This is a genomic window from Nostoc sp. UIC 10630 (genome assembly GCF_010747425.1).
Taxonomy (GTDB): Bacteria; Cyanobacteriota; Cyanobacteriia; order Cyanobacteriales; family Nostocaceae; genus Nostoc.
The window spans coordinates 1-24,545 of record NZ_JAAGOG010000085.1; the positions used below are offsets into that span (position 1 = coordinate 1).

Annotated in this window: 16 protein-coding genes; 1 reads left to right on the top strand and 15 read right to left on the bottom strand. The window is 38.2% G+C overall.

The window, feature by feature from the left end:
• Window positions 1-54: 54 nt before the first annotated feature.
• From G1O98_RS19650 to ybaK, 15 genes are all read right to left on the bottom strand, one after another.
• Window positions 55-684 (bottom strand): hypothetical protein, encoded by a 630-nt coding sequence (locus G1O98_RS19650; RefSeq protein WP_243458482.1) that lies wholly within the window; start codon window positions 682-684, stop codon window positions 55-57.
• A gap of 302 nt (window positions 685-986) precedes the next feature.
• Window positions 987-1,148 (bottom strand): ribbon-helix-helix protein, CopG family, encoded by a 162-nt coding sequence (locus G1O98_RS19655; protein WP_163930794.1) that lies wholly within the window; start codon window positions 1,146-1,148, stop codon window positions 987-989.
• Between the two features lie 529 nt (window positions 1,149-1,677).
• The gene (locus G1O98_RS19660) at window positions 1,678-2,430 is read right to left on the bottom strand and encodes a CPBP family intramembrane glutamic endopeptidase (protein ID WP_163930797.1); all 753 of its coding nucleotides are present in this window, start codon (window positions 2,428-2,430) and stop codon (window positions 1,678-1,680) included.
• Window positions 2,431-2,513: 83 nt separating this feature from the next.
• Complete coding sequence (locus G1O98_RS19665) at window positions 2,514-3,950, bottom strand: transglutaminase domain-containing protein (protein WP_163930799.1); 1,437 nt, start codon at window positions 3,948-3,950, stop codon at window positions 2,514-2,516.
• A 50-nt stretch (window positions 3,951-4,000) separates the two neighbouring features.
• The gene (locus G1O98_RS19670) at window positions 4,001-6,316 is read right to left on the bottom strand and encodes a DUF262 domain-containing protein (protein WP_163930801.1); all 2,316 of its coding nucleotides are present in this window, start codon (window positions 6,314-6,316) and stop codon (window positions 4,001-4,003) included.
• A gap of 31 nt (window positions 6,317-6,347) precedes the next feature.
• A complete protein-coding gene (locus tag G1O98_RS19675; RefSeq protein ID WP_163930803.1) occupies window positions 6,348-8,750 on the bottom strand; it encodes an exonuclease domain-containing protein in 2,403 nt (800 codons plus the stop codon).
• A 383-nt stretch (window positions 8,751-9,133) separates the two neighbouring features.
• On the bottom strand, window positions 9,134-9,781 hold the full coding sequence (locus tag G1O98_RS19680; RefSeq protein WP_163930805.1) for a ribonuclease III domain-containing protein: 648 nt from the start codon (window positions 9,779-9,781) through the stop codon (window positions 9,134-9,136).
• Window positions 9,782-9,881: 100 nt separating this feature from the next.
• Window positions 9,882-13,193 carry a helicase-related protein gene (locus G1O98_RS19685; protein WP_163930807.1) on the bottom strand — a complete coding sequence of 1,104 codons (3,312 nt, stop codon included), beginning with the start codon at window positions 13,191-13,193 and terminating at the stop codon, window positions 9,882-9,884.
• Between the two features lie 2 nt (window positions 13,194-13,195).
• A complete protein-coding gene (locus G1O98_RS39290; RefSeq protein ID WP_202985805.1) occupies window positions 13,196-13,726 on the bottom strand; it encodes a hypothetical protein in 531 nt (176 codons plus the stop codon).
• 76 nt (window positions 13,727-13,802) lie between these two features.
• Window positions 13,803-14,195 (bottom strand): hypothetical protein, encoded by a 393-nt coding sequence (locus tag G1O98_RS19695; protein ID WP_163930809.1) that lies wholly within the window; start codon window positions 14,193-14,195, stop codon window positions 13,803-13,805.
• Between the two features lie 23 nt (window positions 14,196-14,218).
• Window positions 14,219-15,040: a KilA-N domain-containing protein gene (locus G1O98_RS19700; RefSeq protein WP_163930811.1), complete on the bottom strand. Its 822-nt coding sequence runs from the start codon at window positions 15,038-15,040 to the stop codon at window positions 14,219-14,221.
• Between the two features lie 16 nt (window positions 15,041-15,056).
• Window positions 15,057-15,638, bottom strand: a complete 582-nt coding sequence (locus G1O98_RS39015; protein ID WP_175586773.1) for a hypothetical protein — start codon at window positions 15,636-15,638, stop codon at window positions 15,057-15,059.
• Between the two features lie 2 nt (window positions 15,639-15,640).
• Complete coding sequence (locus tag G1O98_RS19710) at window positions 15,641-18,934, bottom strand: TaqI-like C-terminal specificity domain-containing protein (RefSeq protein ID WP_163930813.1); 3,294 nt, start codon at window positions 18,932-18,934, stop codon at window positions 15,641-15,643.
• Between the two features lie 201 nt (window positions 18,935-19,135).
• The gene (locus G1O98_RS19715) at window positions 19,136-19,384 is read right to left on the bottom strand and encodes a helix-turn-helix transcriptional regulator (RefSeq protein ID WP_163930815.1); all 249 of its coding nucleotides are present in this window, start codon (window positions 19,382-19,384) and stop codon (window positions 19,136-19,138) included.
• A 169-nt stretch (window positions 19,385-19,553) separates the two neighbouring features.
• Window positions 19,554-20,021, bottom strand: a complete 468-nt coding sequence (ybaK, locus tag G1O98_RS19720; RefSeq protein ID WP_163930817.1) for a Cys-tRNA(Pro) deacylase — start codon at window positions 20,019-20,021, stop codon at window positions 19,554-19,556.
• A gap of 187 nt (window positions 20,022-20,208) precedes the next feature.
• Here ybaK and G1O98_RS19725 point away from each other — a divergent pair, with 187 nt between their 5' ends.
• Window positions 20,209-24,099: a hypothetical protein gene (locus tag G1O98_RS19725; protein ID WP_163930819.1), complete on the top strand. Its 3,891-nt coding sequence runs from the start codon at window positions 20,209-20,211 to the stop codon at window positions 24,097-24,099.
• Window positions 24,100-24,545: the final 446 nt, after the last annotated feature.

A 24,545-nucleotide genomic window follows, 5' to 3' on the forward strand; every position in this document is an offset into this window, starting at 1 on the left:
ACTGCTGGAATTCAGGTATATTAGTCATTTTGGCAGTTTTTGACTCTTCTTTTTTCAGGCTTTGTGAGAAATCCGGGTGTAAACCCGAATATAAAACTGCTCCCCAACAGTCATAACTTCGGCTCCGCGACGGAGATTATCAGCGCCCACTTCCCACAAGATGTTGTCAGCACCGTTTGAGCCTCCTTGAGAACGTGGGATGATATGGCTACCATGTTTATCGCTCAAGAATTCACGGATAGTTCTTTCGTTAGCTCCTAGCTTTGATGTGCCTGGAATTTTCTCAAACAGCTTCATGACATCTGCATCAGAGCGAGATAAATCTCCGGTTCTTAGACCAGCACGATACCTCAATCTATATGCAATCTTGGGCATTTCTACGGCTAATTCCGCCGCAGTCGAAGGCAAATTTTGTAATGCTTCAGCTATAGCTACACTCGAAGTTGTCACACCAATAGCAGTTGTTTCAAATGCTTTACTGATATTTTGTACTGTTTGGAAACCTTGCTGTGCTGTTGCAGGTAAATCACTAACCGCATTAATACTTGAGCTAGTAATCTCTACAGCAGTATTTTTAATTCCATCAACTACTTCTTCTATCCCCTTTGCTGTATTAGTCGCTGCTTCTTGCGCTTTATCTTTGAGCGTATCCGCCAAATTTCGTGCTTGGTTGATGAAATCCATGTTTTAGTAAACTGTTGTTTTGACAATTTAGTATTTAGTTCAGCTTCTCTCCTCAAAGCTAAGAACCACATCAGCATTAATCATGAACTTTAAGAGGAATATTTAAGGAGATAGTAAGTGATTTATAGCTTTAGTCCGTGGTAAGTCAAAAATGGAAATTATAAAGCTAGTTTAGCTGTTTTATTAACCATTTAGGTAAATTTTTATTTGATACAGCAATTAGCATTACCTGAACCAGTTTTTTGCTTTGGTATTGTGTGCTTGAATTGAACAAAGAAAGCGAGTGTTACTCATCAAACAGTTTAATTTGCATTTGGTATTTCTTCGGCTGGCAAAGAGCGAATCAACTCTCGAATTACATCGGTTGCAGGTCTACCAGTCATTGAGCAGTATTTTTCAAGCTTCTCTGCTTCACTTGATGCCAAATTAATTGTGAGTCGTTTAGTTGCCCATTTCTTATTCACTGATTTAATCAACTTTCTTGTACACTACTTCTCTAATATCAATCATTCAAACTGTTATCACAATGATAAAAGTAATGATATTAGCCTCAAGAAGCTGTAAAGTAAACACTAATAAGTGTAAAGCCGTAGTGAAGAGTTTAAATTTAGTTTAAGTGATGAAGATTAAGTAATTTAAAGGCAACAATTATGAGTAGAACATAAGCTAAAAATTTTTCTGCAATTAAGCATTCAGTGGAAATACATGGTAACTAGCAGTTTACCGACTGCATTCCTAGAAGCAATTCTGAACCAACCTGAGTTAAGTTTGGGAGAATAATACTTTGGTTAAGCCAAGTGCCGTCGCTTAACTACCTGCTGTAGGCGATGCCATCTTTTTAACTCATTGGCACAAGGCTTTATACCAATACGGCTGATATCAATCCAATAGCCAATGTCAGGTGGACTAGCAATAATCTTGGGTGCTTCGATTGTTACAATTAATTGATACTTTTTAATCTAGCACTCTTGTATAAAGAAAGTGTCTAATATTTTAATTGGAAACATATTTAGCCCTGCGTTCCTCCCTTCTTCGTTTTTTATGGTTATTAACCTGATATTTAAGCCACATAAATGGATAAATATCTCCTGCCAAGTGAAAACCTATAGACCCAAGAAGTCCTACATCTGAATAAAGCAATGTTACGGTAAAAATATAAAAAACAAAATGTGTAATAACATGTAGTTTCCCTTGATAAATATGATTTCCCACACTTACAAATAAACCCAGAAAAATTGCTAAGTAATAATTATTTGTATATATGCCTAATTGATGTACTAGTACTCCCCGAAATATCAACTCTTCTGTTATTGGATTTAATATACATACAGCAACCCAAAATAACGTTTTTTGAAGCTTTTGTCGTGGTATAAGTCTTACAGAAACAAGATAAGCATCATTTTGCACAATTTGGCTGATTCTCAAAATATTTAAAACAGTATTTAAAATTAACACAAATATACAATAGCCAATTAAGCCAATTATTAAGGAAAATACTGGTAATATTTCAAATTTTAAACCAACTGATGGTGCATCCCATCCTATAATATAAGTTATGCAAAAAAAGGAAATTAACGAAATTTGATTCCATAACATATAAAAGCCAAAACCAGGCTTTGGCCTTTCTGGTCTTCGTTGCTTTTTAATGAATTGTCTTTGAGCTATGCTGTTATATAAATACACCACACTTATGACAGCTACAAAGAATAGAACACAATTACTTAATGGAGGTAATTCAGTTTTCACGATTATCTTTTATGGGGTTAAAGATGAAACTCAGTATTGCTCATGTATTTTTCAGCTTAATTTTTAATGTTTAAAATTTCTTCTCACGACTTGTTAAACTCTAATTGCCCTACATAATTGAATTCACCCTGACTTTCAGTAGAGGTAAATAACCGCATTTCATAGGAACCGGAGGCAGGAAGTTTACACGTAACTTGATCGCCTTGTACCGGATGACCACAAGATTGGGAGTTGCCTCCACCTTTTGAGTTATAGCTAGCTAATAACCAAACATTCTTAGGATTTGCCAATACTAATTTTGCTTCATCACCTACATTCGTCTGCGATCGCACAGGGCTGACAAGTTGCAAGCCATCAGCAAAAAACTTTGGTTTCATCATCGGCTGGCGCAAAAACTCGCCAAGCGGTAATGGATTTGATAACAGCTGCCAAGCAGGATCTTTCGGAAAATGGCTAATCACCATAACTTCTGGTGGCGGCATTAAGTATTCAGTACGGTAGTTTTTTGTAAAACCTGACGAGCGATCGACATAACCGCTATCCCAAGTAGCATCAATTAAGTACCATTGTCCTTTTACTCTTGCTGCATTCCACGCGTGACCTTGACCGCTAAGGTCGCTGGTTTGAGTCCGTGCATCTCCTACAACATAAATGATTTCTTCTCCAGCCGCTTTACCCAATGCTTCTAACAATTTTGCATAGCCGGCACACACAGACTTACGAGTTCTAAATACAGTTTCGGCATCTTGTGGTGGATATTGCCCTGCAAAATAAGATTCAGCATCGTATGCAATTCGATCTGCAACGTAATCATGGAGAGCTTTAATTCGCTGTACCGGATCTGATTCCTTACTAACAATATACTGAGCAACTGATGCGATGCTTGTCTCTACACTGCTGGGCATATTGGCAACTGCGGGATGTATTCCCATACCTTGCCACGCCCAACCATTGGTATTATTAGCCGGCTGTGGTTTGGCAGTATCTGGCTGTTTTAAATTCTCAAAAGGATCTCGGTCGGTTTGGGGTTGTGGTTGGACTTTACTACTGCCGTCATCGTAACGTTCAAAAGGATTTTTATTGAAGCTGAGATACATTCCTTCCAAACCATTTGCCAGCTTGAATAAATTCTGTCGAATTAACTGTGCAGGTTGCCCTTGCAAGTCACCCAGCATCCAGTCGCCTCGCGTTGAAAGAGCTATAAAACTCAAACGCGGTTGCCATACTAATAAAGCAGCGATCGCCACAAAGTTGATTACAAGAGTTCTCAGCGTCAAGCGATCGCCCCAAGTCAATATCCGTTCTTTGCTGCGTCTGCGTTTGCTTTGTGCCCGTAGTTCCCAGAGCATAGGTAAGATGGGAAAGAGAAACACCCCTGCTAGTACGGCTAAAGAGGTGGAACGGTTATTGTAAGCAGCTAGGGAAGATGCTAACCAAACACCTAGAACGGGTGTGAGGTAGATTATAGTGATCGCAGTCCACTTGATTAATCTACCGATAAGTTGGAAGAGAATAGCCATATAGATTTACGTTCCAGAGAGTAACTAAATTAGAAAGATTTATACCTGGCTTATACCCAACTTAAATCTTCTAAAGCTTGACTAACCTGCTCCCGTAATTGCCAATGCCATTCTCGTTGACTAGTAATTTCAGGGTTTTCTAATGTTTTCCAGTACCCAGAAGCTAACATTAATGACCAGAATGGTTTACCACTATCGTCATGTTGACGTGGCGAATAATTTAAGTAATTTGCAATCAGTTCTGCAATTCTGGCGTATTGGAGATTTGCACCGCCAAAATGTTCATATCCAGCCGCCTCTGCTAACTCAGTTGCAGTGATAATTTGTCCAGGTGCATGATAGTGAGCTTTAAGCATACGTTTATGGCTATCCGTCAGTTGGCTGCTGATAGCTATAAAGGCTTGCTTGTAATCGTCTACTGCCGGAAAATCAACAGCTAAGACCTCTTGGATAACATAACTTTTGAATCTGTCTATGTCGGAAAAATAGAGATAACCAAGACGATTTGCAGCCTCTTCTATTTCTTGATCTGCATCAATTATCAGGGCAACTGGTTGACTTTTCCCGGATTGCAAACCATTGGGCCATGCTAAATCCAGTACTTTACTCACTGTTCCTGTCGAATCAGCAATTTCGTACATCCATTCACCAATCGGTAATCCCTGCTCTTGCACCCATACATTACATTCTTCCAGAACTCGTTCCTCAGCCAGTGGTACAACCGCAGTAGAGCTTTCCGCCTCTTCTTTGAAAACAGAATCTGTCGCTTTTGCTTCTGGAATATCCCCAGCGAGTAAGCTATTCAAAAATTTATTAGCAGCTTGAGCTAAAAGTTCACGACGTGCGGTTAAGAAATCACGGTAGTTTTCAATTTGCCACACACTGCGTTCCATTGGTATCCAGTGAGTTGCGATCGCACCCGGTTGGGTTTGCTCGAATGCCTCGAAATACTCCGAAGGATGTCGGTTTGAAACTTTGAGGTTGGTTTCTTGGGTTAGAAATGTCAGGTTAGCGATCGCGTTAACTTCAGATTTGGGATATCCAGCTTTGGAAAGTAGCGATTTCGGAAAAATATGATGGACTTGCAAATAGCAATGTTTACCGAGAAGATGTTTGGATAGTTCGATGCCACTATCCCAATCTTGTGCTTGATGCACGCGAGTAAGCATATAAACTAATGGGTAAAACCTTGCTCCCATACCCCAACCTTGAAAGTCAATAGCTTTAATTTCCAAGTCTCCGCGATTTTGCCGTAGGTTGGCGATAAGTTGGTCTAGCGGATTATCTTCAGATTCCAATACGTGTAAATCTTGGGCTAGAACGCTCTCAGTTGAGCCTGCGTACCGTCCCCACAATAAAGTATGTACGTACCAGTAGAGTAACTTGTCGCGCTCTGTATGATCTCTAAGATGTCCACCACGCCCAACAAGGTAACGCACCATGAGAGGAAAAGCGTAAATGCCACCTAGTACACGATTGTGGTCAAGTCCAAGCCGAGCCGAAATGAGGTTGAGCAGCGTATCAATAGCTTTTTCTGCCTTATATAGCCCGTCTTGAAATGTCGCAGTTTTAACATCTTTGAGCGCGGAAAACACTGCTTCTCCAGTAATAACTGCGTTAATGCACCTCAGCAACCACTCTAAACGAAAGTCAAAACCTGCTTTATTCCATTTTGCCAGACGTGCTTTGAGTTCACTACGGGCATCCGGCCATTGAGCGCAAATTTTTGCTAGTGCTAAATCACCCTTAGATAGTTTGGTTCCTCCGCTATTAACAGTATTAAAAATCTCTACAACAACATCAACTGTTTTGTCTTCACCAGTGACTTCTTCAATATGCAAATTGATATTTTTAATGCCTTCTAATTTATTTAAAGCATTAATGTAAGTAGTCAAATTCAGACTAAGTTCTGGAATTTTGAGTAAATGCCCAATGAAAACTCCTACTCCTTGCTGCATCAATTCAGTCACATTTACCCATAAAGGGTTATCCTTCATTTTGACGGGAGCGTAAAATTCAAATATTTCATCTTCCAAGTTGAAATACAAACCAGTGAAAGCTTGCACATTCCCATCAAAAAACTGAGGTGGTTTACCCCGTACAATTCCATAGAAGGAGGTAATGCGCTGTTGACCATCTAGCAGCAGTTTAACTGTGCCTGTGGAAAGCTTACCATCACCACGAGCATGGTCAATTGCTTGTTCAGTTTTAGTTTGCCACACTAATAAGCTACCAACGGGATGTCTGCGATATAGCGAATTCATCAATCCACGCACTTGGTCACGATTCCATACGTAACCCCGTTGGAACTCTGGTAAGGCAATACTGCCCATGTCAATTTGGTCGAGGATAGTTGTAATGTTCATAATTTAATTTCTATAGAAAAACTTACAATGTTCATGCTGCTTGTGCAAAAGATTTTGCAAAACCAAACATACTAAATAGCCAGTGATGCCACTCTTGATAAGTGATAAATACCTTTAAAGCTGACTCCAAATCAACATCTAAATCTCTATTTTGAATGTCGATAATTGTTTGATAAGTCAAATCTAAGTAAATCCTGTCTTGTTTGCTAAACAAAATAAAACTACCATTAGAAGAATTATTCAGTTGAGCTACTCGTTCTTTACCTACTTTCCCTCTAACTTGCGTTATGCGCTCATCACGGAATAAACCAAAGCGGTCATTAGGATGCAAACTTACTAGCTCATTGAAATTAGCAATTCGACTGGTAAAAGATGTGGTGCTTGGATCGAGTTGAAGAAACCCCATCACATAATTTTTATTACCAGTCTCAACCACAATATGTTCTGGTAAAACTCGCTTTCCCAAACGATATTGAGTTAGTCTCATTGGCTTTATATGGTTAAAAGCTTCAGCAATAGTTTTTAGTTTACCCATGTCATCATAATCAGAAATGATCGGAAGATTACTATACTGCTGCTCAAGTTCAGCCTTCTTTCGAGTTAAATATTCAATAATGTTATCTGAAGTATGTAGTTGAAGCTTAGGAGGCTCAGGGAGAAATTGCTGATATAACTTTGCTAAATCTACCAATCTTGCTTCCTGTATTGCTTGAACCAAATAAAGAAATGCTTCGGTTAGTTTTTGCTGTTGTTGCTGTACAATTCTTAGCTGTTGCTCTAGCTGTTCTTTACTATCAAGCTTATGCAGGTTTTCTTTGACAGATGCTAGAGGAATTTGACGAACCCTGTAGTTATAATAGTCTGCTGCTCGGTTTAATACCCCTCTAATTGGCTTTTGTCCAAGAATATCTTCCAAATCTTCAGAGCTAAATAATATTTCTAGAGGAATATCAAGCGCCTGAAGCTTTACCCGCAGAATCGCTTCAAGTTCTGTTTCATCTGGCTGACGTAGATAAATCTGGTACTGCGAGACTCGACCAATAATTGAGTTATCAAAGCTAGCTTGAAACTGTTCCCATCGATCGGGAAACATATTGAGAATAATTAAACTATTAGGAACGTGAGTAAAAATTTCCTTGATAGCTTCCCCAAAATTCAGTAAGATTTCTCGGTTATGTGAAAGCCCCAATCCTTCTAGCTGATCGAAGACGATAATTAAGGGTTCATCCAAGATAGATAGTTTAGCCAAAACTGAAATTGCTTCCAAAGAAAAGGCTTCTTGGCTGAGGTCTTCTCCCCAATTTGGCAAACCAACTAATTCTGCCTCTTCTTTAGATAAGATGTTAGCAGCTAACCAACGGGTAGTAATATCTTTGCGTCGTGGGTCAGTATAACTACAATACTTAACAATTCCCTTGAGAATAGCAAGAGCAAAACCTCCAGAAGAATAATGACCCGCCCACCACTCGTTGATTCGTTTTTCAATGTGTTGCCAGTAATCTCGTCTGCGCCCAGTTCCTTCTGCTCCAAGCGCATCTAAATTTTTATCTTGTAGAGCTTTAATAATTTCTTGGTCTTTCTGAGATGTAACTCGGAAACCGAGAATTTTATAAAAGCTATTGATAATCAGGTAGTCCAATTGAGTAGCAGAACCAACCGACTGTACTAGGGATTCCAAAATGCGGCTGTAGATGTGATGCAGCACTGCTTTGGGATGGTTCGGTTGGCGGATAAATAATAGTCGATTATTGGCTAGTCGCTCATTGGCTAGTCTCATCATCAAGTGGGTTTTACCAGTCCCCGGCTCTCCAATAACTACGACTCCTTTACTCTGGCGATTGGAATCTAGTTTGATGTCAGCCAAAATTGACTCAAGAGTAAGATATTCTTGGCGGTAAGTGGCAAAATAATCAGGGTGAGTCTGAAACGGAGTATCAACCCGACTAGCACTAAATGGATTGGGCTTTTGTTTTAATTGCTCAATCATCATCTGACGATAAAGCTGGTAAGTAAACTGGGCATCATACCGAGCAGCATGAGCCATATCTCGAATAAAGTAGCGGTTATTTACCTGCAAATTAAAATGCTTACTCAGGTGTTCTAGGGAATGGCTTTCTAGCTCTGGCCAAACACTTTTTGCTTTTTCACAAGTACACTCAAATTCTAGTTTGGGGCAAAAAAGACCAACTCGGCGAAAACTGGACTGAAGTATCTCAATATCATGCAAGGCATAGTGGCAGACTATTTTCTTCCCTTGGACAAGGGACAGAAACTCTGTAAGCAGAGTTTTGAGACTTTTAAGGTTAGGCAGATTCTTGTTGTGATTGGGATAATCACTAGAAAACCCTTCATAGATCAACCGTCCTTGACTATCCACTATCGCCAATTCACTTAATTCCGGTTTCCCCTCAGTGTCTAAAACTACAAAGTCCATATAACCCTGACTACGAGTAAGCTATAGCAAAATTAACACAGGTATTTTAAAAGGGGTATAATTTGTATCACTTAAATAAGTAAGATCGGAAAATATCAGTAGATAACCTGACAAGTATCAATGTCTTTCAATGGTCGCAGTCAGTATTGATGCGATGAAAATTTTCCACAGCGATCGCATACATCCCTGCCTTATCTCCAGATTTTCAAATCAGTACCCCATCACTAGGAACCATATCTTTGGCATAGCGTGTTGCAAGCCTTGGCATCTGATCAAAGTCGCGGATACGTGTTGATGGTGCGGTAGTACTTGGGGCTGCCTTGGAATAGGGAGTAGGTCATTGTTGTTTGGTAGATTTCCTTGCTTGGTTTGGGTGGGGCGATCTAATCATCATCATCACCAGGGGCCCATCCATAGTCAGGAAAATTTTCTAAGCCAATCATGCCTAAGTAATCTCTGGTATCAAGACTCATATCCTCAAAATTCTCCTCATCGTCTTCTTCATCATTGATAATTTCGTCTAAAGCATCTGCTAGAAAGCGCTTAATTAGCCAAGAGCTAACTTGAGAAAAATCACGCTTAAATCCTAAATAAACTGCACCAAGCACAGCCTCAAACATTTCTGCAAAAAGTCTCTCTTGCTCATTTAAAGGTTTTCCTTTTAGACTTTTTCCCAATAGGCAGAACTCTGGTAAATTTAACTTAATAGCAAATTCTGACAATTGGGCTTTATCTACAAGTGATTGTTTATCCTCAGTAAGTTCGCCTTGTGTAGATTCAGGAAATCTCTCATATAAATAGTCAGTAACAATAGCACCAAGAATTGCATCTCCTAAATGAGCTAGCCGTCTGTAAGCTTTCTCTTGGAAATCTTTTGTCTGCCTATCTACATTTGATTCATAGATAAATGATGGGTGTCTTAAAGCAATTTCTAGCGCTTCTGTTGCCTGAAATTCACTTATACCAATTCCTTTAATAAAAGCTTGAATTTGCTGTTGTCGTTGCTGTTTTTGGTTATACAATTGTGTCATATTCTAGCAAGAGTAATAGACTACTATCATGTTGGGTGCGTAAATCATAATTGATTCTTTAAATAGGGAGTGTAGCTTGCTGCCGTAGGCATCGCATCTTTCACTTTTCCTCGCTTGTATCTGCTTTAAACCACTCATAGCAAATCAATTTAATATCTTTTTGCTGGATAATTTCTGCTGGTCTTATGTCTTGGTCATCTGTAAGTTCCTCATATTGGTCAGTGTCTACAAAATATTCATCTAACTCAGAAATAAGTAAGCTGACATTTTTATGTTCTTTGAATAACTCCCAAATTGCTTTAACATCTCGCTCATAACTCCGAGAATTAACGGTAGTGATTACCTTTAACACCCGTTCTTTAGCTTCTTCATCAATTGGTTCACTTTGAAATAAGTCAGGCTGGGTGAGAGCATGATGAATACTTTGTAATAGCTTGGGTATTTGCGGTTTAATGCCTTTAGCCGTTTGCTGTTGTTGGAAAGAGTTAAACAGATTGCCTACGGCTCTTTCTAAAACAGAGAAAATGCGGTTATCAAATTCAATTGGTGGTAATTCATCAGGTTTAGGAAAGTCTGAGGATTGGCATTTAAGCCAATTAAAAATGGTGCGTTTGTCGCTAATTAATCTATTAGGGTCTAGGGAGATGGCATTATCAATGCGTGGGTAAAAATGCCAAAAGTGCTTATCTTGTACGCGAAAAGCAAAGAATATGCCCCCATTAGGAACGTTAGGGTGGGGTATGGGTTTATTCCAAGTACTATGAATCCCAAAGGGGATATCATCAATTAGTTCCTTACTAGCTTGTTGTAAAAATTCGAGTAACGGTAATCTCATCTCATCTAGGGATACCAAATCAGATGCTTGTTCTAGTTCCTCTAAAATGGCTTGTTTTTCTGCATCGGTGTCAGCCATCTTGAGTTTGTACAGTTCGTCTAATGATTTACCAGAAATAGTTTCACCTAGTACACTACCGTCTAGCCCTACCTCACGGTCAATGGTGGCAATGCGCTCTTGTAATCTTCTAACTAACCCTAATAGCGTCTCTAGTCCCTGTTCTGGAAAGCAATTGTATATAAATAGTTCATCATAATCTGTTCCCAGTCGGTCAATGCGTCCTGCCCTTTGAATCATGCGGACTGGATTCCAGTGCAAGTCATAGTTAACTAACACCCCAGCATCTTGCAGGTTTTGACCTTCTGATAGTACATCTGTACAAACAAGAATATCAATTGGGTTTTGTTGCAGTAGAGTTAATTCCTCATCACTATCACTTTGGACATTAGCTTTAGGTGCAAACCGCTTAACTTTCTCTTCCCGTTGTTTACCGGGGGTTGTACCAGTCAATAACTCAATCACAGGCGCTTTAGTATTAACCGTCATTTGAGATAACCAAGCTTTATCTGTAATTAATTGTTTATATAAATACTCAGCCGTATCTTTGAAGTAGCTAAATACTAAAATCTTTTTACCTTGCAGTTGGGTTTTAAGTAGTTCTTTAAATGCTGCTAACTTGCGGTCATAGTCTGTGTTAGCTGTGGCTGAGGATTCAATTTTTTCTAAGGTGACAATAATGTTATTTAAAATTCTCAAATCAGCTTCAATCTGCTGTTTGAGTTGATTTAGGTCATAGTCTTTAGAGTCAACTTCATTTAGTGATGCAATAATAGCATTAACTGAGTTACCTTCTTCTTCATCTTCAGCAGCTAATACTAACTTGCGAAAGTTTTTACTATCTAACAGTTTTCCTTGTTGAGTGAGAATTTCATAAAAATTAGTCTGAAAGTCTCTCTGATTGCGAATACTATTTTTAAAAGCAAGTAGCGAACTTTCAAATCGTTTAAAATAAAGGGCTTTTTGGAGGGCAACTAGGGCATCATTACGCTTGACTTCATTTTCTTCCCCTTTATCCTTGCGCTTTTTAAAAGCCTTAATGTTATAAGCAGGGAGGTTAAGCTTGTCAATTTGAGTGGCTATCCCCGTATACAGCCCAGCAAAGCTATCCTCAAAATTATAGGTAAACTGTTCTAACTGGCGTTTAGGAAAGTGAATAAGTTTACCATTAATGCGAATTTCTTCACCTGCTTGTTGCCTTCTAATCACGTCCTGGCGGCTACGTCTCACCATTGTTTGCATGAGGAGTTCTGTAATTTCTACCCCACCTTTAGCTAAGGCTTTAAAATAAGTCTTGAGGTTAGAAATACCCCATTCTCGATAATAAGTTTCACCACCACGGGTAATTAGTAGTATTTGATGATAAAGGTCAAATATGCTGTTATTAATAGGGGTAGCGGTTAGTAACACCACCCGTTTATTGCGCTTACCACTGCTGACTAGCTTTAATAAATTGCGGTAGCGATTGGTGGCACTGTTGCGGAAATTATGGGATTCATCCACCACCACGATGTCATAACGGGCGTAATCTTGAACATTAAAGCTTTGACGGCTGATTTCTTCATGGGAAATTACATCAGCTTTAATGCCAAATTCATCTAGTTTTTTGTCCCACACTAATTTTTTAAGTTGAGCCGGACAAACCACCAAGGCACGAGGCACAAATCTCGGTTTCCTCAGTTTAATTAGGTAATAGTCCAGCAGCCGCAATCCAATAAAGGTTTTACCCAAACCCACAGCATCAGCAATAACACAGCCATCATGTCTTTCGATGAGCCTGACTGCTCTTTCAAATCCCTCTTGTTGAAAACTGGCTAGTTCTAATGAGGTGCGATCGCTCTCGCCAATGATGGTATCTTCCTTAAATAGTTCGTATAGTGCTTTGAGGAATATTTGGTAGGGGGTGTAAGCTTTACTGCCAAACTTAGAGGCATTGAGCGCATCAATTAGCTTGGTTTTGTAATCTAAATCAACACTAGGGTCATTCCAAAATCCTGCAAACCAGTTATGTCTGAGGTCGTGAGCGATCGCACCAATTTTGTTGACAACGTTTAATTCGGTATTTCCTTCTAAGCCGGCTGGGGTGAAGTTGGAAGACCCGACGATGCTGTAATTATTGAAGATATAGGCTTTAGCATGAAGAAACTGATTTTTATCTCCATGCGCTCCAAACAGTCTCACCTCAACGTCATGCCTTTGCAGATAGGCTATCATTCGCTCTATCTCATTCTGGTATTTAGAATTTAGCGGTTGGTTTTCTAACTCCTCTTGAATATTTTTCTTAAAGTAACGGATTAAGTCAATGCGATCGCTTTCTGCTGGTCGAATGGTGGGGTCACGTCCAATGAGTAACCGCAGGCTGGTGAGTTGGTTCATGGCAGCTTCCAGACGTACCCATGCCTCAATGCGGAAAAAGCCTGTGGCGATATCGAGGACTATTTGATTTTCATCCTCAATTAAGGTTTTGAGGATGGTTTGCAGTTTGTGGCGGGAGTTATCAATGTAGTCTGGTAGGGGCATTGTTATTTGGAGAGATTTTCAACATCATTTACAAATGTGCCTAAAATGGAATGTTCATTTATCTGATTATTTTGATGTCCTAAATCCTTTCGCATTGCTAATAGCATTTGACCAAATAACAGGATAGGATTGTTTGGAGAATCTTGCATACTATTGTTTGCTACTTGTCGAAACCTAATATAAAGATTCAAAACATCATCAGATGCCCATAGAATTAGGTCAGGTGTCATATCAGAGAAACCCTGAACTAATTCCTGTTCGGTTTTAGGCTCCCGTCCTAATTTACTAGCTAATATAGAATCAAAGAAAAATTTAATAACCTTATCGTATATTTCGATCTTCTTAGGTTTTTGTTCATTACGAATTTGAATATTCAAGTTACCTGCAACTGTAACTAGCGTACCTAACAAAGCAATCATAATCGTGATAAATTGCCAAGGAGCTTGACCGATTTCGTAGAATAGCCCCCAAATTATCAATCCCAAAATAGCAATTGTAATAATGCCTAGACCAATATTAGTCTCATTTTTCATGAAGCTCTCCTCTGCTTGATAAATCTAACAAACTGATTCAATTTTTAATAAATTTTAATAAAATTTTGTTAATTAACTATTCAGCTAAATATTGTTCTGCTTTTAATTTAGTTTTATCCCCCTCCAAGATTACTTGGTCAATGTAGTCTTTTACCTCTATATAAGGCTGTCTCGCATTAATTTTATCTGATTGAATTGCTCTCCTTGTGCTTTGTCTAAGTTGACCAGCCCATTTACGTTTACCAAATAAATCTAGTCCTACTGAAATAATACTATCGGGAGTAGTCTGTGTAGCTTGTTGGTTAATTTCTTTGATAGCTAGATTAACCTCCTTTTTAATAGCTTTTAATTGCTTTTGAATTAAGTTAAGGTTTTTAATCTGCAACTTAACTGATTTAGGATTATCAAAGGTTAAAGTCATTTGTTGCTTTAGCTGATAAATTCGCAATTGAGTTTGTTGTAAATTCATAGCTACTTACCTTTCTATATAAATTATCTGCTTCCTTTAAGTCTTCGATTAACTGGTTTAACTTCATGACCAATAGCTTCTGAAATTAACTTACATTCTTCGGGAGTAACGTATTGCCTAACATACTCAGGGAATTTTTCAGAAATATAAGTATCTTCTAACCATTTATGAAATACTCCTAATAATTGGTAAGGGTAAATATTTGCAAGTTGTTCGTCTCTATTATCTGGATAACAATGAATATATTGCTCAAAGTCAGTTTCATATCCATTCTTTTTTAGCCAATGACACCATGTTCTACCTACTGAAATATCAACAGTAGCTCTATCGTGTAAAGGCGCTCCTTTAGCTTCTAATTTTCTCATTAATTTACCGATTTCCTCAAAAACGCACCATGTACCTTTTGGTAATTGTGTTTTTTGTTCAAACAGCATTAAACGTTGATACCAAACACGCTGATAAGGGTGTAAACTTGGAGCTTCTGAAGTAGTACTAGTAGGACTTTGACCTGTGAAAAGCCATTTTTCTACCCATTCAGATACCATCATTTCAAATTCAGGGGAAAGCCACATGGCAAACGAAACAGCAAGTTTAGGATGAATCCAAATTTCTTTATTTTTACCTTCTCCCTTTTTTTGTACCAATTCGTATACCTCAATTTTTGTCTTATTACATAACAAATTTAAAAACTCATGAGTTCTATCTTTTTCAAACCAATCGTTTGGATTTCTCTTTTTCTGAGTTTGTAGCTCATACGCTTTTGTTAATTTGGTTGCACTAATATAACCATCTAATTTTCGCTGACTAACAACTAACTCACCAACTTGATGTTCAATATATTGCATAAATAACTATACTTATTTAATAATCATCTTCTGAATCATTAGATATAAAATCTTCTGGCAGCATTGCACTGTAAGATTTTTTGTATTCTTGCTTATAGTTCTGATACTCAACAACTATATTTGCTATTCCTTTTTCTGCTGGCTTAGGATCGTAACTACTCAATACTCGATCAGCTAACATTCGGTAAATCAAACTATTCAAAGTTTCTTGTAAATTTTGACATTGAGTTTGTAATCGATAAGTATCTTCGTTATTTAAATTGCCTTGTGTCTCAGTATCTACTGAATCCAGCTTTTCTGATAGAGCAGTAATACCGTGTTGAATTGCTTCAGAATTGTTTTGAGAAGATATTGTTAATCTTGTTAAAGATTGAATATCATTTAATATTCGCTGATATGTTTCATTGTCATTTCTATTAAATCGCTGGTGTAGCTGTTCCTCAAATTGAGAACGTCTAACTAAATTAAGCAGAATTGCTAAAGCCATTGGTACGGTAGCATAGATTATTTGTCCACTAGTAATCGCTATGCTAGAACCAGCTAGAACAGCAAAAATTGATATATATTCTGCAATTTCAAAGAGTCGATATTTATTCATAATTACTCTCCCCTAATAATCTTCATTTCTTCATCTGTCAGCCCATACAGATGAGCAACTCTATCATCAATCTCTGCTTCGTACTTCTGCACACCCTGCCCTTTAGCATCAAGGCATTTTTGTACTAGAGCTTCTATGGCTAGGCGGTCTGTATCGAGGATGGTAGGAATAGGGATTTGTTCAACATATATTGACTTAAATCGCATAAATTCACCACGTACTTTTGGGCAAATTTGAGGAAAAAAGAATTGGATTACTTTAGAGTTAAGTATCCCAGCTATATGAACATCTTGAGTAGGAATTAAAAATAGAGTACAATCTGGAAACAAGTTTTTATTATCTACAGTAAAATAAGTATCTTTAGCAATATCAGGATATATAATTTTAAGTTGTGAGAACTCTTGCCAATAAGCAATATTATCTTGTATTTCGTACCATTGATAGCTTCCGTCTTTTCGACCTCCTTCAATACCAGGTGTTAGTCCTTTTTTGTATTGAAGAAGATGCTCATAAATTGCAGGATACTTTGTAATGTCAATACCTCTTCTTGTGAAAATCAGCCACAAATCCTGATAATCTACACACCACCGCTTAACATCCCTTCCCCTCAAAAATGGCTTCAACATCTCAGCCGATGTTTCATGTTCAGTAATCAACCTATCCCGTGTCGCTCTATCTATAACAAACGCCTCATTTAAACCTGTAACAATACCTCGATAAAACCTACCATTCACATACTCACCCAACGGCGTACCCGCACCCCTTAACTTCTCCATTAACCGGAACACAGCCGGAGACTCCAACCGCCACCCATCAGCCCCTAATTCCTTCTGAGGCATATAAAAACTCTGGTTTTTATACACTGAATTAAACTCATCAACAGACTTCCCAACTTCCCAATTCAGCACACGAGCTTGATGATTGTTTGGCTTACTCTTGCTGACTAAAATAATGCTAGGGTAAGCGATCGCTTCAAAAACTGGTGCATCCCCAAAATCAATCAACACCTGGACTTGTGACTTTTCCCCCAAGAATGAGCGCAGCTTCTCACCATACCCTGCACGGAAGTATTTGTTAGAGGTGATGTAAGACAAATGACCACCAGACTTGAGCAGCCTAAACCCACGCTCATAGAAGTAAACAAAGAGGTCACATACCCCGGTGTAACACTCATATTCTGCTTGCAGGGCTGGCTTGAGTTCTTTAATCTGCTCTTGTCTCACATACGGCGGGTTCCCAATCACAATATCAAACCCGCCCTGCTGTTGAAACACCTCATTAAAATGCAGATGCCATTGGAAGAAATTAAGCGATCGCATCCCCCTTTCCACCTCAGCCGCAAACTCATTCAACTCAGCCAACTTATCAGCAATCTGTTGAAGTTCCTTTTCCTGAGCCTTGCTGACTTTGCCCTTCATCAGCTTAATTTTGTTTTCTAATTCCCTCTGCTTCCCTAACCCAAAAGAACGACGGTCAGCGATCGCAACCCGAAACACATTTTTCTCAGCTTCTAAAATTTTTCCTCTAAGAATCTTACGCTCTTGGGCATGAGCCTCAAAGTACTGATGTTGCAAATCTATTAAAGGCTGAATAGCTGCTTGTACAGGGGTGACATTCAGCATTGTCTGTTGGTCTTTGGTGGGGTCAGGAATTAACTGCTCACCTTGAATAGTAGAAATGAGCGAATCCCCACACATTAGCTTGTAATCAAGGTTGGGCAGTGGTTCCACATCATCTATATCAGGAATATCCACTACCAGCGATAACCACATCCGCAGCTTGGCAATTTCAACAGCTTCAGGCTTAATGTCCACCCCATAGAGATTATTAGCAATAATGTCCCGCTTCCATTGACTGATAGTGAGACTACCCCGTTCTACAGTCATGCCCTCCCGATGAGCGATCGCTTGCTTCACTGACAAAATTACTTGCATCATCCCCATTGGGAATGCACCAGAACCCACAGCAGGGTCACAGATTTTGACAGATTCTAGAACTTTTTTAAGCTTTTTCGCCTGTTCTTTAGTTAGCAGTTGGTTAATATCCTGTCCAGGTAGTTCAGGGTCATATTCTGTAAGTTTCTTGACTGCTTCCAAGTCCATATCTGTCTGGTCTGCTAGGTAACGACTCAGGGATTCCACACACATAAACTGGACTATTCCGCGTGGAGTGTAGAAAGTACCGCTTTGTCCTCTTTCTTCAGATGCCAGCATATTCTCAAACACCTTACCAAGCATCTCAGGGTCAACTGCTGCATCTTCATCACCCTGAATGTTTTCTGATACGGTGAAGTTATAGCTGTTAAAGAACCTGAGAATACCTTTATCGCCACTGGGGTCAAAAACAGAATTAGGTAATTCGATTTGAGGGGGTGTTTCCACGCCAGCCGCATCAATAACGCCTGAACCATAATCCCGGTCAAACAGTCCACCATTGAGATAAGGAATTTTACCCCAAGGGGAATCCATATTTGGGCGCTGTTTATTGAGCATTTCAAAAAATAACGGCTCTAGCACCTGATTATAGAAATCGGTATCTTCTAGGTCTGAGCGTAGTTTGTTGTACTGAGTCTTTAGAAAATTGCGATCGCCTGCCAAAAACTCCTTTTTCTGTAAAAAGTAAAGAAACATGATTCGCCCCAAAAGTCTTTGAGAAAATTGGTGCAGCCGATTGGAGTCAGTAAAGTAGGAATGCTGATTGTTAGCTTTAATAACCCGTTGCAGTTCCTCAAAGATTTCTCGATAACCCCGATAGAACTCTTTAGTGAGTTTTTCTACATCAAAGGCTTCGCACTGCACCTTATACAATTCTTGGGGAGAAAGATTTCGAGCAGCGATCGCATCTAGACGGTCACGGTCATAGTTAGTGGGATTAGCTCTATCAATTAGTAACTTGCGGATGCTGACTTTTAAATTCAGGTCAGCATCAAAGGTTTTACGGGGATTGACCAACATCAATTGGTCATAGTTTTTTGTACCCAACAGGAGAAAATTAGAGGGTCGTCTACAAAGACTTTGAGCCAGCGATCGCATTCTGTTGCTGGCGGTACTATTCGAGAGCCATTCGTTTTCTTGAAGCTGAAATAGTAAAACTTGCAGCGACTCATTACCATACTGATGATCAGCAATCATGTATGCGTTCCAAATAGCTTCTGCACTCCGAGTAGGTAGCTCTAAGTCATCAACAGCTAATTGTTGAGCAGAAGCGTTGTAGCCAATTTTTTGAAATAAAGATGCTACGTTTTGTGGGCTATCTATATGCCTGACATCATCAAGTTGTAGTAATCGCTGCGCCATTTCAATGTTCCATTAACTCAAAATTTGTTTATTTAAAACTCTTGTGGTGTATCGACTTTAATTAATCTTGATTGGCAGGCAAAATCTGCAATTTCTCTATCAAAAGTGCGACACCAAACAACCCATTGCAAGTATCGCCATATCAAAATTAAGCAAGCAATACTACTTACCTAAACAAATCTGCTTAGTTGTTACTTAGAACTAATTTGATTGATATTTCGCTAACAGTTTCTGCCCTTGTTCACCCATCTCTTGTAGAAGTTTTTCAATCCTCTGCATAGCCATCGGTGATAACTTAGAGCGTTTATTTTCCCAACGATTAACTGTGGAATAAGTAACACCCAAATGTGTTGCAAACTGTTCTTGGGTTAAACCAACTACAGTGCGAAGTTCATGGATAAGCTGTCCCAGTTTTGGTTGTTCGATTACCAAAGGCTTTTTGATCGTCATTAGCTCAAAACCCACTACTTGAGTAGCAAATAATGTGTGATTTGCTATATCGTAGTTAGCCTAGTACTGGGTTGTAACCCGCTAATATACTGTTATTTATTTACTTTAGCTTTAATATCTCTATGTAATAAACGCAACTTGTACTTAAGTATGCTTGGTGAGAACTGGTTTAATGTACAATTGCTCCCAAAGTGCCATTAACCGCACGTAAATAGTCAGATGGCGATAGCAGAAGCAACATACCTCGCATTCCACCAGAAACAGTGATCTGCTCAAATAGGGTTGCTGTTTCATCAAGGTAAACTGGATAGTCTTTTTTGCTAGCTAAAGCTGTCACACCCCCACGGATGTATCCTGTTAGTGGCTGAACTTCCTTCAGGGAAACCGTCTCAACTTTGCGGTTTCCTGAAATCCGTGCCAAAGCTTTCAAGTCTAACTGAGCATTTCCAGGTATAACAGCAAAACAGATACCTGTGGTGTCACCTCTGACTACTAGAGTCTTAAAAACTTGCTCTGCGGGAAGTCCTACTTTCTGAGCTGTACTTTCAGCAGCCAGATCGTCAGGATCTACTTCATAGCTCAGGATTTGGTAGGGAATACCTAGTTTGTCCAGTAGTCGAGCAGCATTAGTTTTCATTTAAGTCCACAAAAGATATTATTTATTGCTCAAGCTCCCAATCTTGAATCACCAGCCCATGCTCTTGAGTTCAGAGTTTTCTTTGACAACGATTTGGCAAACTTTTTCATCAAAAAACCAAAAAACTATACTACTGCTTAAGCAAGCTAAAATTAGTATTAAAGCCTAATAAAAAACAAACTATTACATGATTTTCAGTATTTCCTCGTCTCAGATTGAGAAATTAGATAGTAAAGAGCTTGTTGAACTATTAAAAAAATTACTACACGCCGAAGCTCAACGTTCGGGTATAAGTTTAAGAGGAGTTTCAGTACCCCTTCAAATTACTGTTCCAGACGGAGGAGAAGACGCAAGAATCTCCTGGGTCGAAGGGTTTGAACAAACAAATTATCTCCCTTCTAGATTTTGTATATTTCAGGCTAAAGCTACTGATCCAGAACCAGCAGGTTGGAAGAAAGAAGTTTGGACAAAGGGTACCCAGAAAAAGGGAGTTGCTCCAAAGCTGTTAAATGAAGCAGTTACAAAAGCTATCGCGGAAAATGGTTCTTATATCGGTTTTACCTCTGCTGTGTTGATTGGGACTAAATACGATAAACGGATTGACGCAATCAAGCAAGGCATTCTAGATGCTGGTGCTGATCCTGATCAATTAAAAGCTATTGACATTTATGATGCAAATAAAATTGCTGATTGGGTATCACAACATCCCGCGATCGCCATCTGGCTTAATGAAAAGCAATCTGGGCTTAGTTTAAAGAGTCTTCAAACAGTTGAAACATGGGGACGGCAAGCTGAAATTATATCAATTTCGCAAGTAGAAGACAAAGCAAGGCGTTTTTTTATTGGAAGTGAAAGTAGTATTAATAATTCCCTTACTTTTGATAAAGTAAAAGAACGAATTGGAGATTTCCTAGCTGATTCTAGAAAATTGGTCAGAATTATTGGTTCATCAGGTGTAGGGAAAACTCGGTTTATATATGAGGTATTGAAAGATGAAACTACAACAGCGAAGATTGCATTAACAACGTCTGCAATTTATTGTGATTTTAGGGACATTGGCAGTCAGATTTTTCAAATAGCTCAGAGCATTGCTGAGTCTAAAAATTCTGTACTAATGATCATAGATGAATGCCCACGCGATACTGCTGTCAAACTTTGTGAAATTGTCACGACTGAAGGTAGCAACCTCAAAATTATTACAATTGGTAATGATAACCAATCTATTGAGAAAGATAACTGCCTCAATATTTCTGTTACTCCTGCTGATGATGATCTTATTGAAGGCATTATTCGACAAAGATACCCTAATGCTGATTATTCAGATGTTAACTTTATTAAAAATATAAGTGCTGGTTATCCACGTATTGCAGTATTAGCTACGAATAATTATTCAGAGGGATTACCAATTCTCAAGTCTATTGAAGATGTTGTAGAACGCATTCTGTCAGGTTGTTACATAAATAGACCAGAACAAGTTCGAGCAATTGAGTGTCTTGCATTATTCAAACAATTAGGTGCAGATGGAAATGTCAGTGATGAGATTGATTTTGTTGCTGAAAATTTAGCCAGGCAAACTGGTGATGAAATGTATGAACACTTAGCTTTCGCGGCAAAACAAAATCTTATAGATTACCGTAATCCCTATTTTGCACTTAAACTCCAGCCAATAGTAGCATTTTTGGGAACAAGGCGATTAGATTTACTCCGAGTAAAAACCATCATTAATTTTATAGAAAACGCTTCTCCATCACTACGTAAATCTTTTTTAAGCCAATGGTGCTATTTCGGTGATTCAAAAACAGCTGCTACAGTCGCTCAACAGCTTTTAGCAAGAGATGCTTGGTGCGGTTCGTTAGAGAAATTGAAAACAGATATTGGCTCTCAGTGTTTAAATGCCATAGTGCATATCGAACCTGATAGTGTGGCTGATACTATCCATTATTTATATAAAGACTTGTCTATAGATAATTTAAAGGAAGCAGTAACCTGCAAGCAAGAATTTGTACAAGTTTTGTCAATATTGGTTTCTCGTAGAAGTTCGTTTTACATAGCTGCGTTAATGCTCATGCAATTTGCTGCACTTGAAAATCAATCTTCTTCAAGTCAGGTATATAGCCGATTCAAACAGCTTTTTCAATTATATTTAAGTGGAACAGAAGCTGAACCATCGGAAAGATTTGCAATACTTGATCGAGGAATATCATCTGGCGATGAAAGAATTATTTTAGTCTGTATTGAAGTATTGGAAAATACTCTTAAGCAAGATTATTTCTCCGGTTTAAGCATTTCTAATCAAATTGGTAATCAACCTCCTCTTAAAGATTGGATACCAAAAATTTGGGCTGAAGTTTTTGATTTTAATAAAGAAGGTCTTCAAAGACTGTACCATATAAGTTACCAACATAAGCAATTTGCTAACAAATGCGAAAAGATTATTGCTAACTCAATCCGTTCACTCTTTTGCGAGTATCTTTTTGATGACATTGAGAAGATTCTACTTAAAATAACAAAGGGCAAGGGAGTTTGGTTTGAGGCTATTAAAGGAGTTGGCGATTGGCTATATTTTAATCGAAAAGATGCATCAGAAGAGTTTTCTGCAAAAGTCAGAAAGCTTTATAACGAACTTATGCCAACCGAGCCAATACAGAAGGCACTTCTCTACACGAAATTTTGGACAGCAGATATTAACGATCCTGACTTAAACTACGATAAAGATAATATATACACTCAAGATTTTGAATATTCAACCAGAAAAGCCAAGGAAATTGCTGCTGAAATTGCAGAAGACGAACAGCTTATATATAGAGCTATTCAAGTAATGGTTAGAGAAGAATTAAATAATGTGTTTCCCTTTACTCATGAGTTAGCTATGAAATTGAAAGATCCCGTAAAAGCTTTTCAATTTGCAGTAAACGAATTTGAGTCATCTAGTGAGCGAAGGGGGATACAATTTATCCGTGGATTAATTGTAGGTATTGATAAAAAGGATACTCAAGCTTCAAGTGAGTGCATTCAGATTGCTTTAAGATCAGATGCTCTCAAGGATCAGATGGTAAATATATACACTGCAATTAACATTTCTGTTGAGAGATTAAATAAAATTGTTCAAAGTGTAAAACAGAGAAATATACCTGTAACAAGTTGTGTGTATTTGTCCTATGGACAAGGATTACAAAACCTTAGTGTCAAAGAAATTCTTCCTTTGATTGATGAACTAGCTTTTAATTACGGAGCAGAAGGTGTATGGACATCTCTTGAAATTATTTCCATGTACCAACACAATAGAGAGGATCTCGATCAAGAACTTGCTAAACGGATTAAACAAATAATCACTTCACAAGAAATTTTTGAAAAAACAAAGGCAACTAGAAGAGATGGTAATTTGTTTGAGCGGCTTCTTCTCTTAGTAAAAAAACATTATGGGATTAGAGATGAATTTGCAATTGGTTTAAGTAATCAAGTTATAAGAATGTGCCAAGTTGAAGACTACCAAATTTTTGCGGCATTAGATGACTATTGCCGAAATATCATTAGATTGTTAGTTAAAGAAAAACCAAGTTTAATCTGGGAAGCTTTATCACGTTTCTTTGAAACTGCGACTCCATCAGAAATCTATTTTTTAAAAGCTCTTATTGAGCCTTCACAACACTTATTTGATGGAGAATCTCACAATAAAGAAGGTATACTATTCGGTATTTCGGATAATGAATATAAAAAATGGGCTAAAGTTAACCCAGAAATACGTGTACCGTTCCTATGTATTTTTTATCCTATAATTGATACGGATGAAATGGGTAATAATAGATGGCATCCTGCTTTGGAAAGCTTATCTTATGAATTTGGTGCTTTTGAATCCTTTCGCCTCACCTTATCACGTCGCATACATCCTAGTTCATGGTCGGGGTCTATAATCCCATACTTTGAAGCTTATTTAATACCTCTGAAAAAATGGTTTACACATTCAGTACCAGAAATGTCTTTTTGGGCAAGGGATACACATAGTTCGCTAGAAAGACGAATAGCTAGCGAACGTAATAGGAAAGAACAAAATATAGGATCACTCTTTTTTCCGCACTAAATTAAAAGCAATAAATTGCAATTAGAATTTTAATGAATGACAAGGACTGAGTTTAAGATGGTTCTATTAAATTTATAAAAACTGTAATATAAAAACATCAAATCTAAATTTATAAATTTTTTCAAAGGATTCTCTCGCCGTTTATTCAGACTCTAAAACACTCAAAACTTTTTCTTGCAAATTCGTCAAATAAGCAAGACAATCACTTTGTGCCATCTACCTTAATTCCTAGACCTCAAAATTAGTAATAGTAATTGTTGATGAACGATTTGTGTCCATTTTCTTCTTCCATTTCTGTTATTCTGTCCATTTTCTTTTTCCAAAAGAGCGATCGCTTGCTTAATGCCTTAACGAAGTTATAGGTATTTCAACTTGCAACTTGTCCAAAATCTTCTTCAAGTCACAGATATACTTGCTGGAAGATATCATCCTCAGAATTTACGGAC

What these genes read in the sequence shown, in the direction of transcription:
- G1O98_RS19650 (WP_243458482.1), bottom strand. Translation starts at nt 684, where the DNA reads ATGGATTTCATCAACCAAGCACGAAATTTGGCGGATACGCTCAAAGAT.
- G1O98_RS19665 (WP_163930799.1), bottom strand. Translation starts at nt 3,950, where the DNA reads ATGGCTATTCTCTTCCAACTTATCGGTAGATTAATCAAGTGGACTGCG.
- G1O98_RS19670 (WP_163930801.1), bottom strand. Translation starts at nt 6,316, where the DNA reads ATGAACATTACAACTATCCTCGACCAAATTGACATGGGCAGTATTGCC.
- G1O98_RS19675 (WP_163930803.1), bottom strand. Translation starts at nt 8,750, where the DNA reads ATGGACTTTGTAGTTTTAGACACTGAGGGGAAACCGGAATTAAGTGAA.
- G1O98_RS19680 (WP_163930805.1), bottom strand. Translation starts at nt 9,781, where the DNA reads ATGACACAATTGTATAACCAAAAACAGCAACGACAACAGCAAATTCAA.
- G1O98_RS19685 (WP_163930807.1), bottom strand. Translation starts at nt 13,193, where the DNA reads ATGCCCCTACCAGACTACATTGATAACTCCCGCCACAAACTGCAAACC.
- G1O98_RS39290 (WP_202985805.1), bottom strand. Translation starts at nt 13,726, where the DNA reads ATGAAAAATGAGACTAATATTGGTCTAGGCATTATTACAATTGCTATT.
- G1O98_RS19695 (WP_163930809.1), bottom strand. Translation starts at nt 14,195, where the DNA reads ATGAATTTACAACAAACTCAATTGCGAATTTATCAGCTAAAGCAACAA.
- G1O98_RS19700 (WP_163930811.1), bottom strand. Translation starts at nt 15,040, where the DNA reads ATGCAATATATTGAACATCAAGTTGGTGAGTTAGTTGTTAGTCAGCGA.
- G1O98_RS39015 (WP_175586773.1), bottom strand. Translation starts at nt 15,638, where the DNA reads ATGAATAAATATCGACTCTTTGAAATTGCAGAATATATATCAATTTTT.
- G1O98_RS19710 (WP_163930813.1), bottom strand. Translation starts at nt 18,934, where the DNA reads ATGGCGCAGCGATTACTACAACTTGATGATGTCAGGCATATAGATAGC.
- G1O98_RS19715 (WP_163930815.1), bottom strand. Translation starts at nt 19,384, where the DNA reads ATGACGATCAAAAAGCCTTTGGTAATCGAACAACCAAAACTGGGACAG.
- ybaK (WP_163930817.1), bottom strand. Translation starts at nt 20,021, where the DNA reads ATGAAAACTAATGCTGCTCGACTACTGGACAAACTAGGTATTCCCTAC.
- G1O98_RS19725 (WP_163930819.1), top strand. Translation starts at nt 20,209, where the DNA reads ATGATTTTCAGTATTTCCTCGTCTCAGATTGAGAAATTAGATAGTAAA.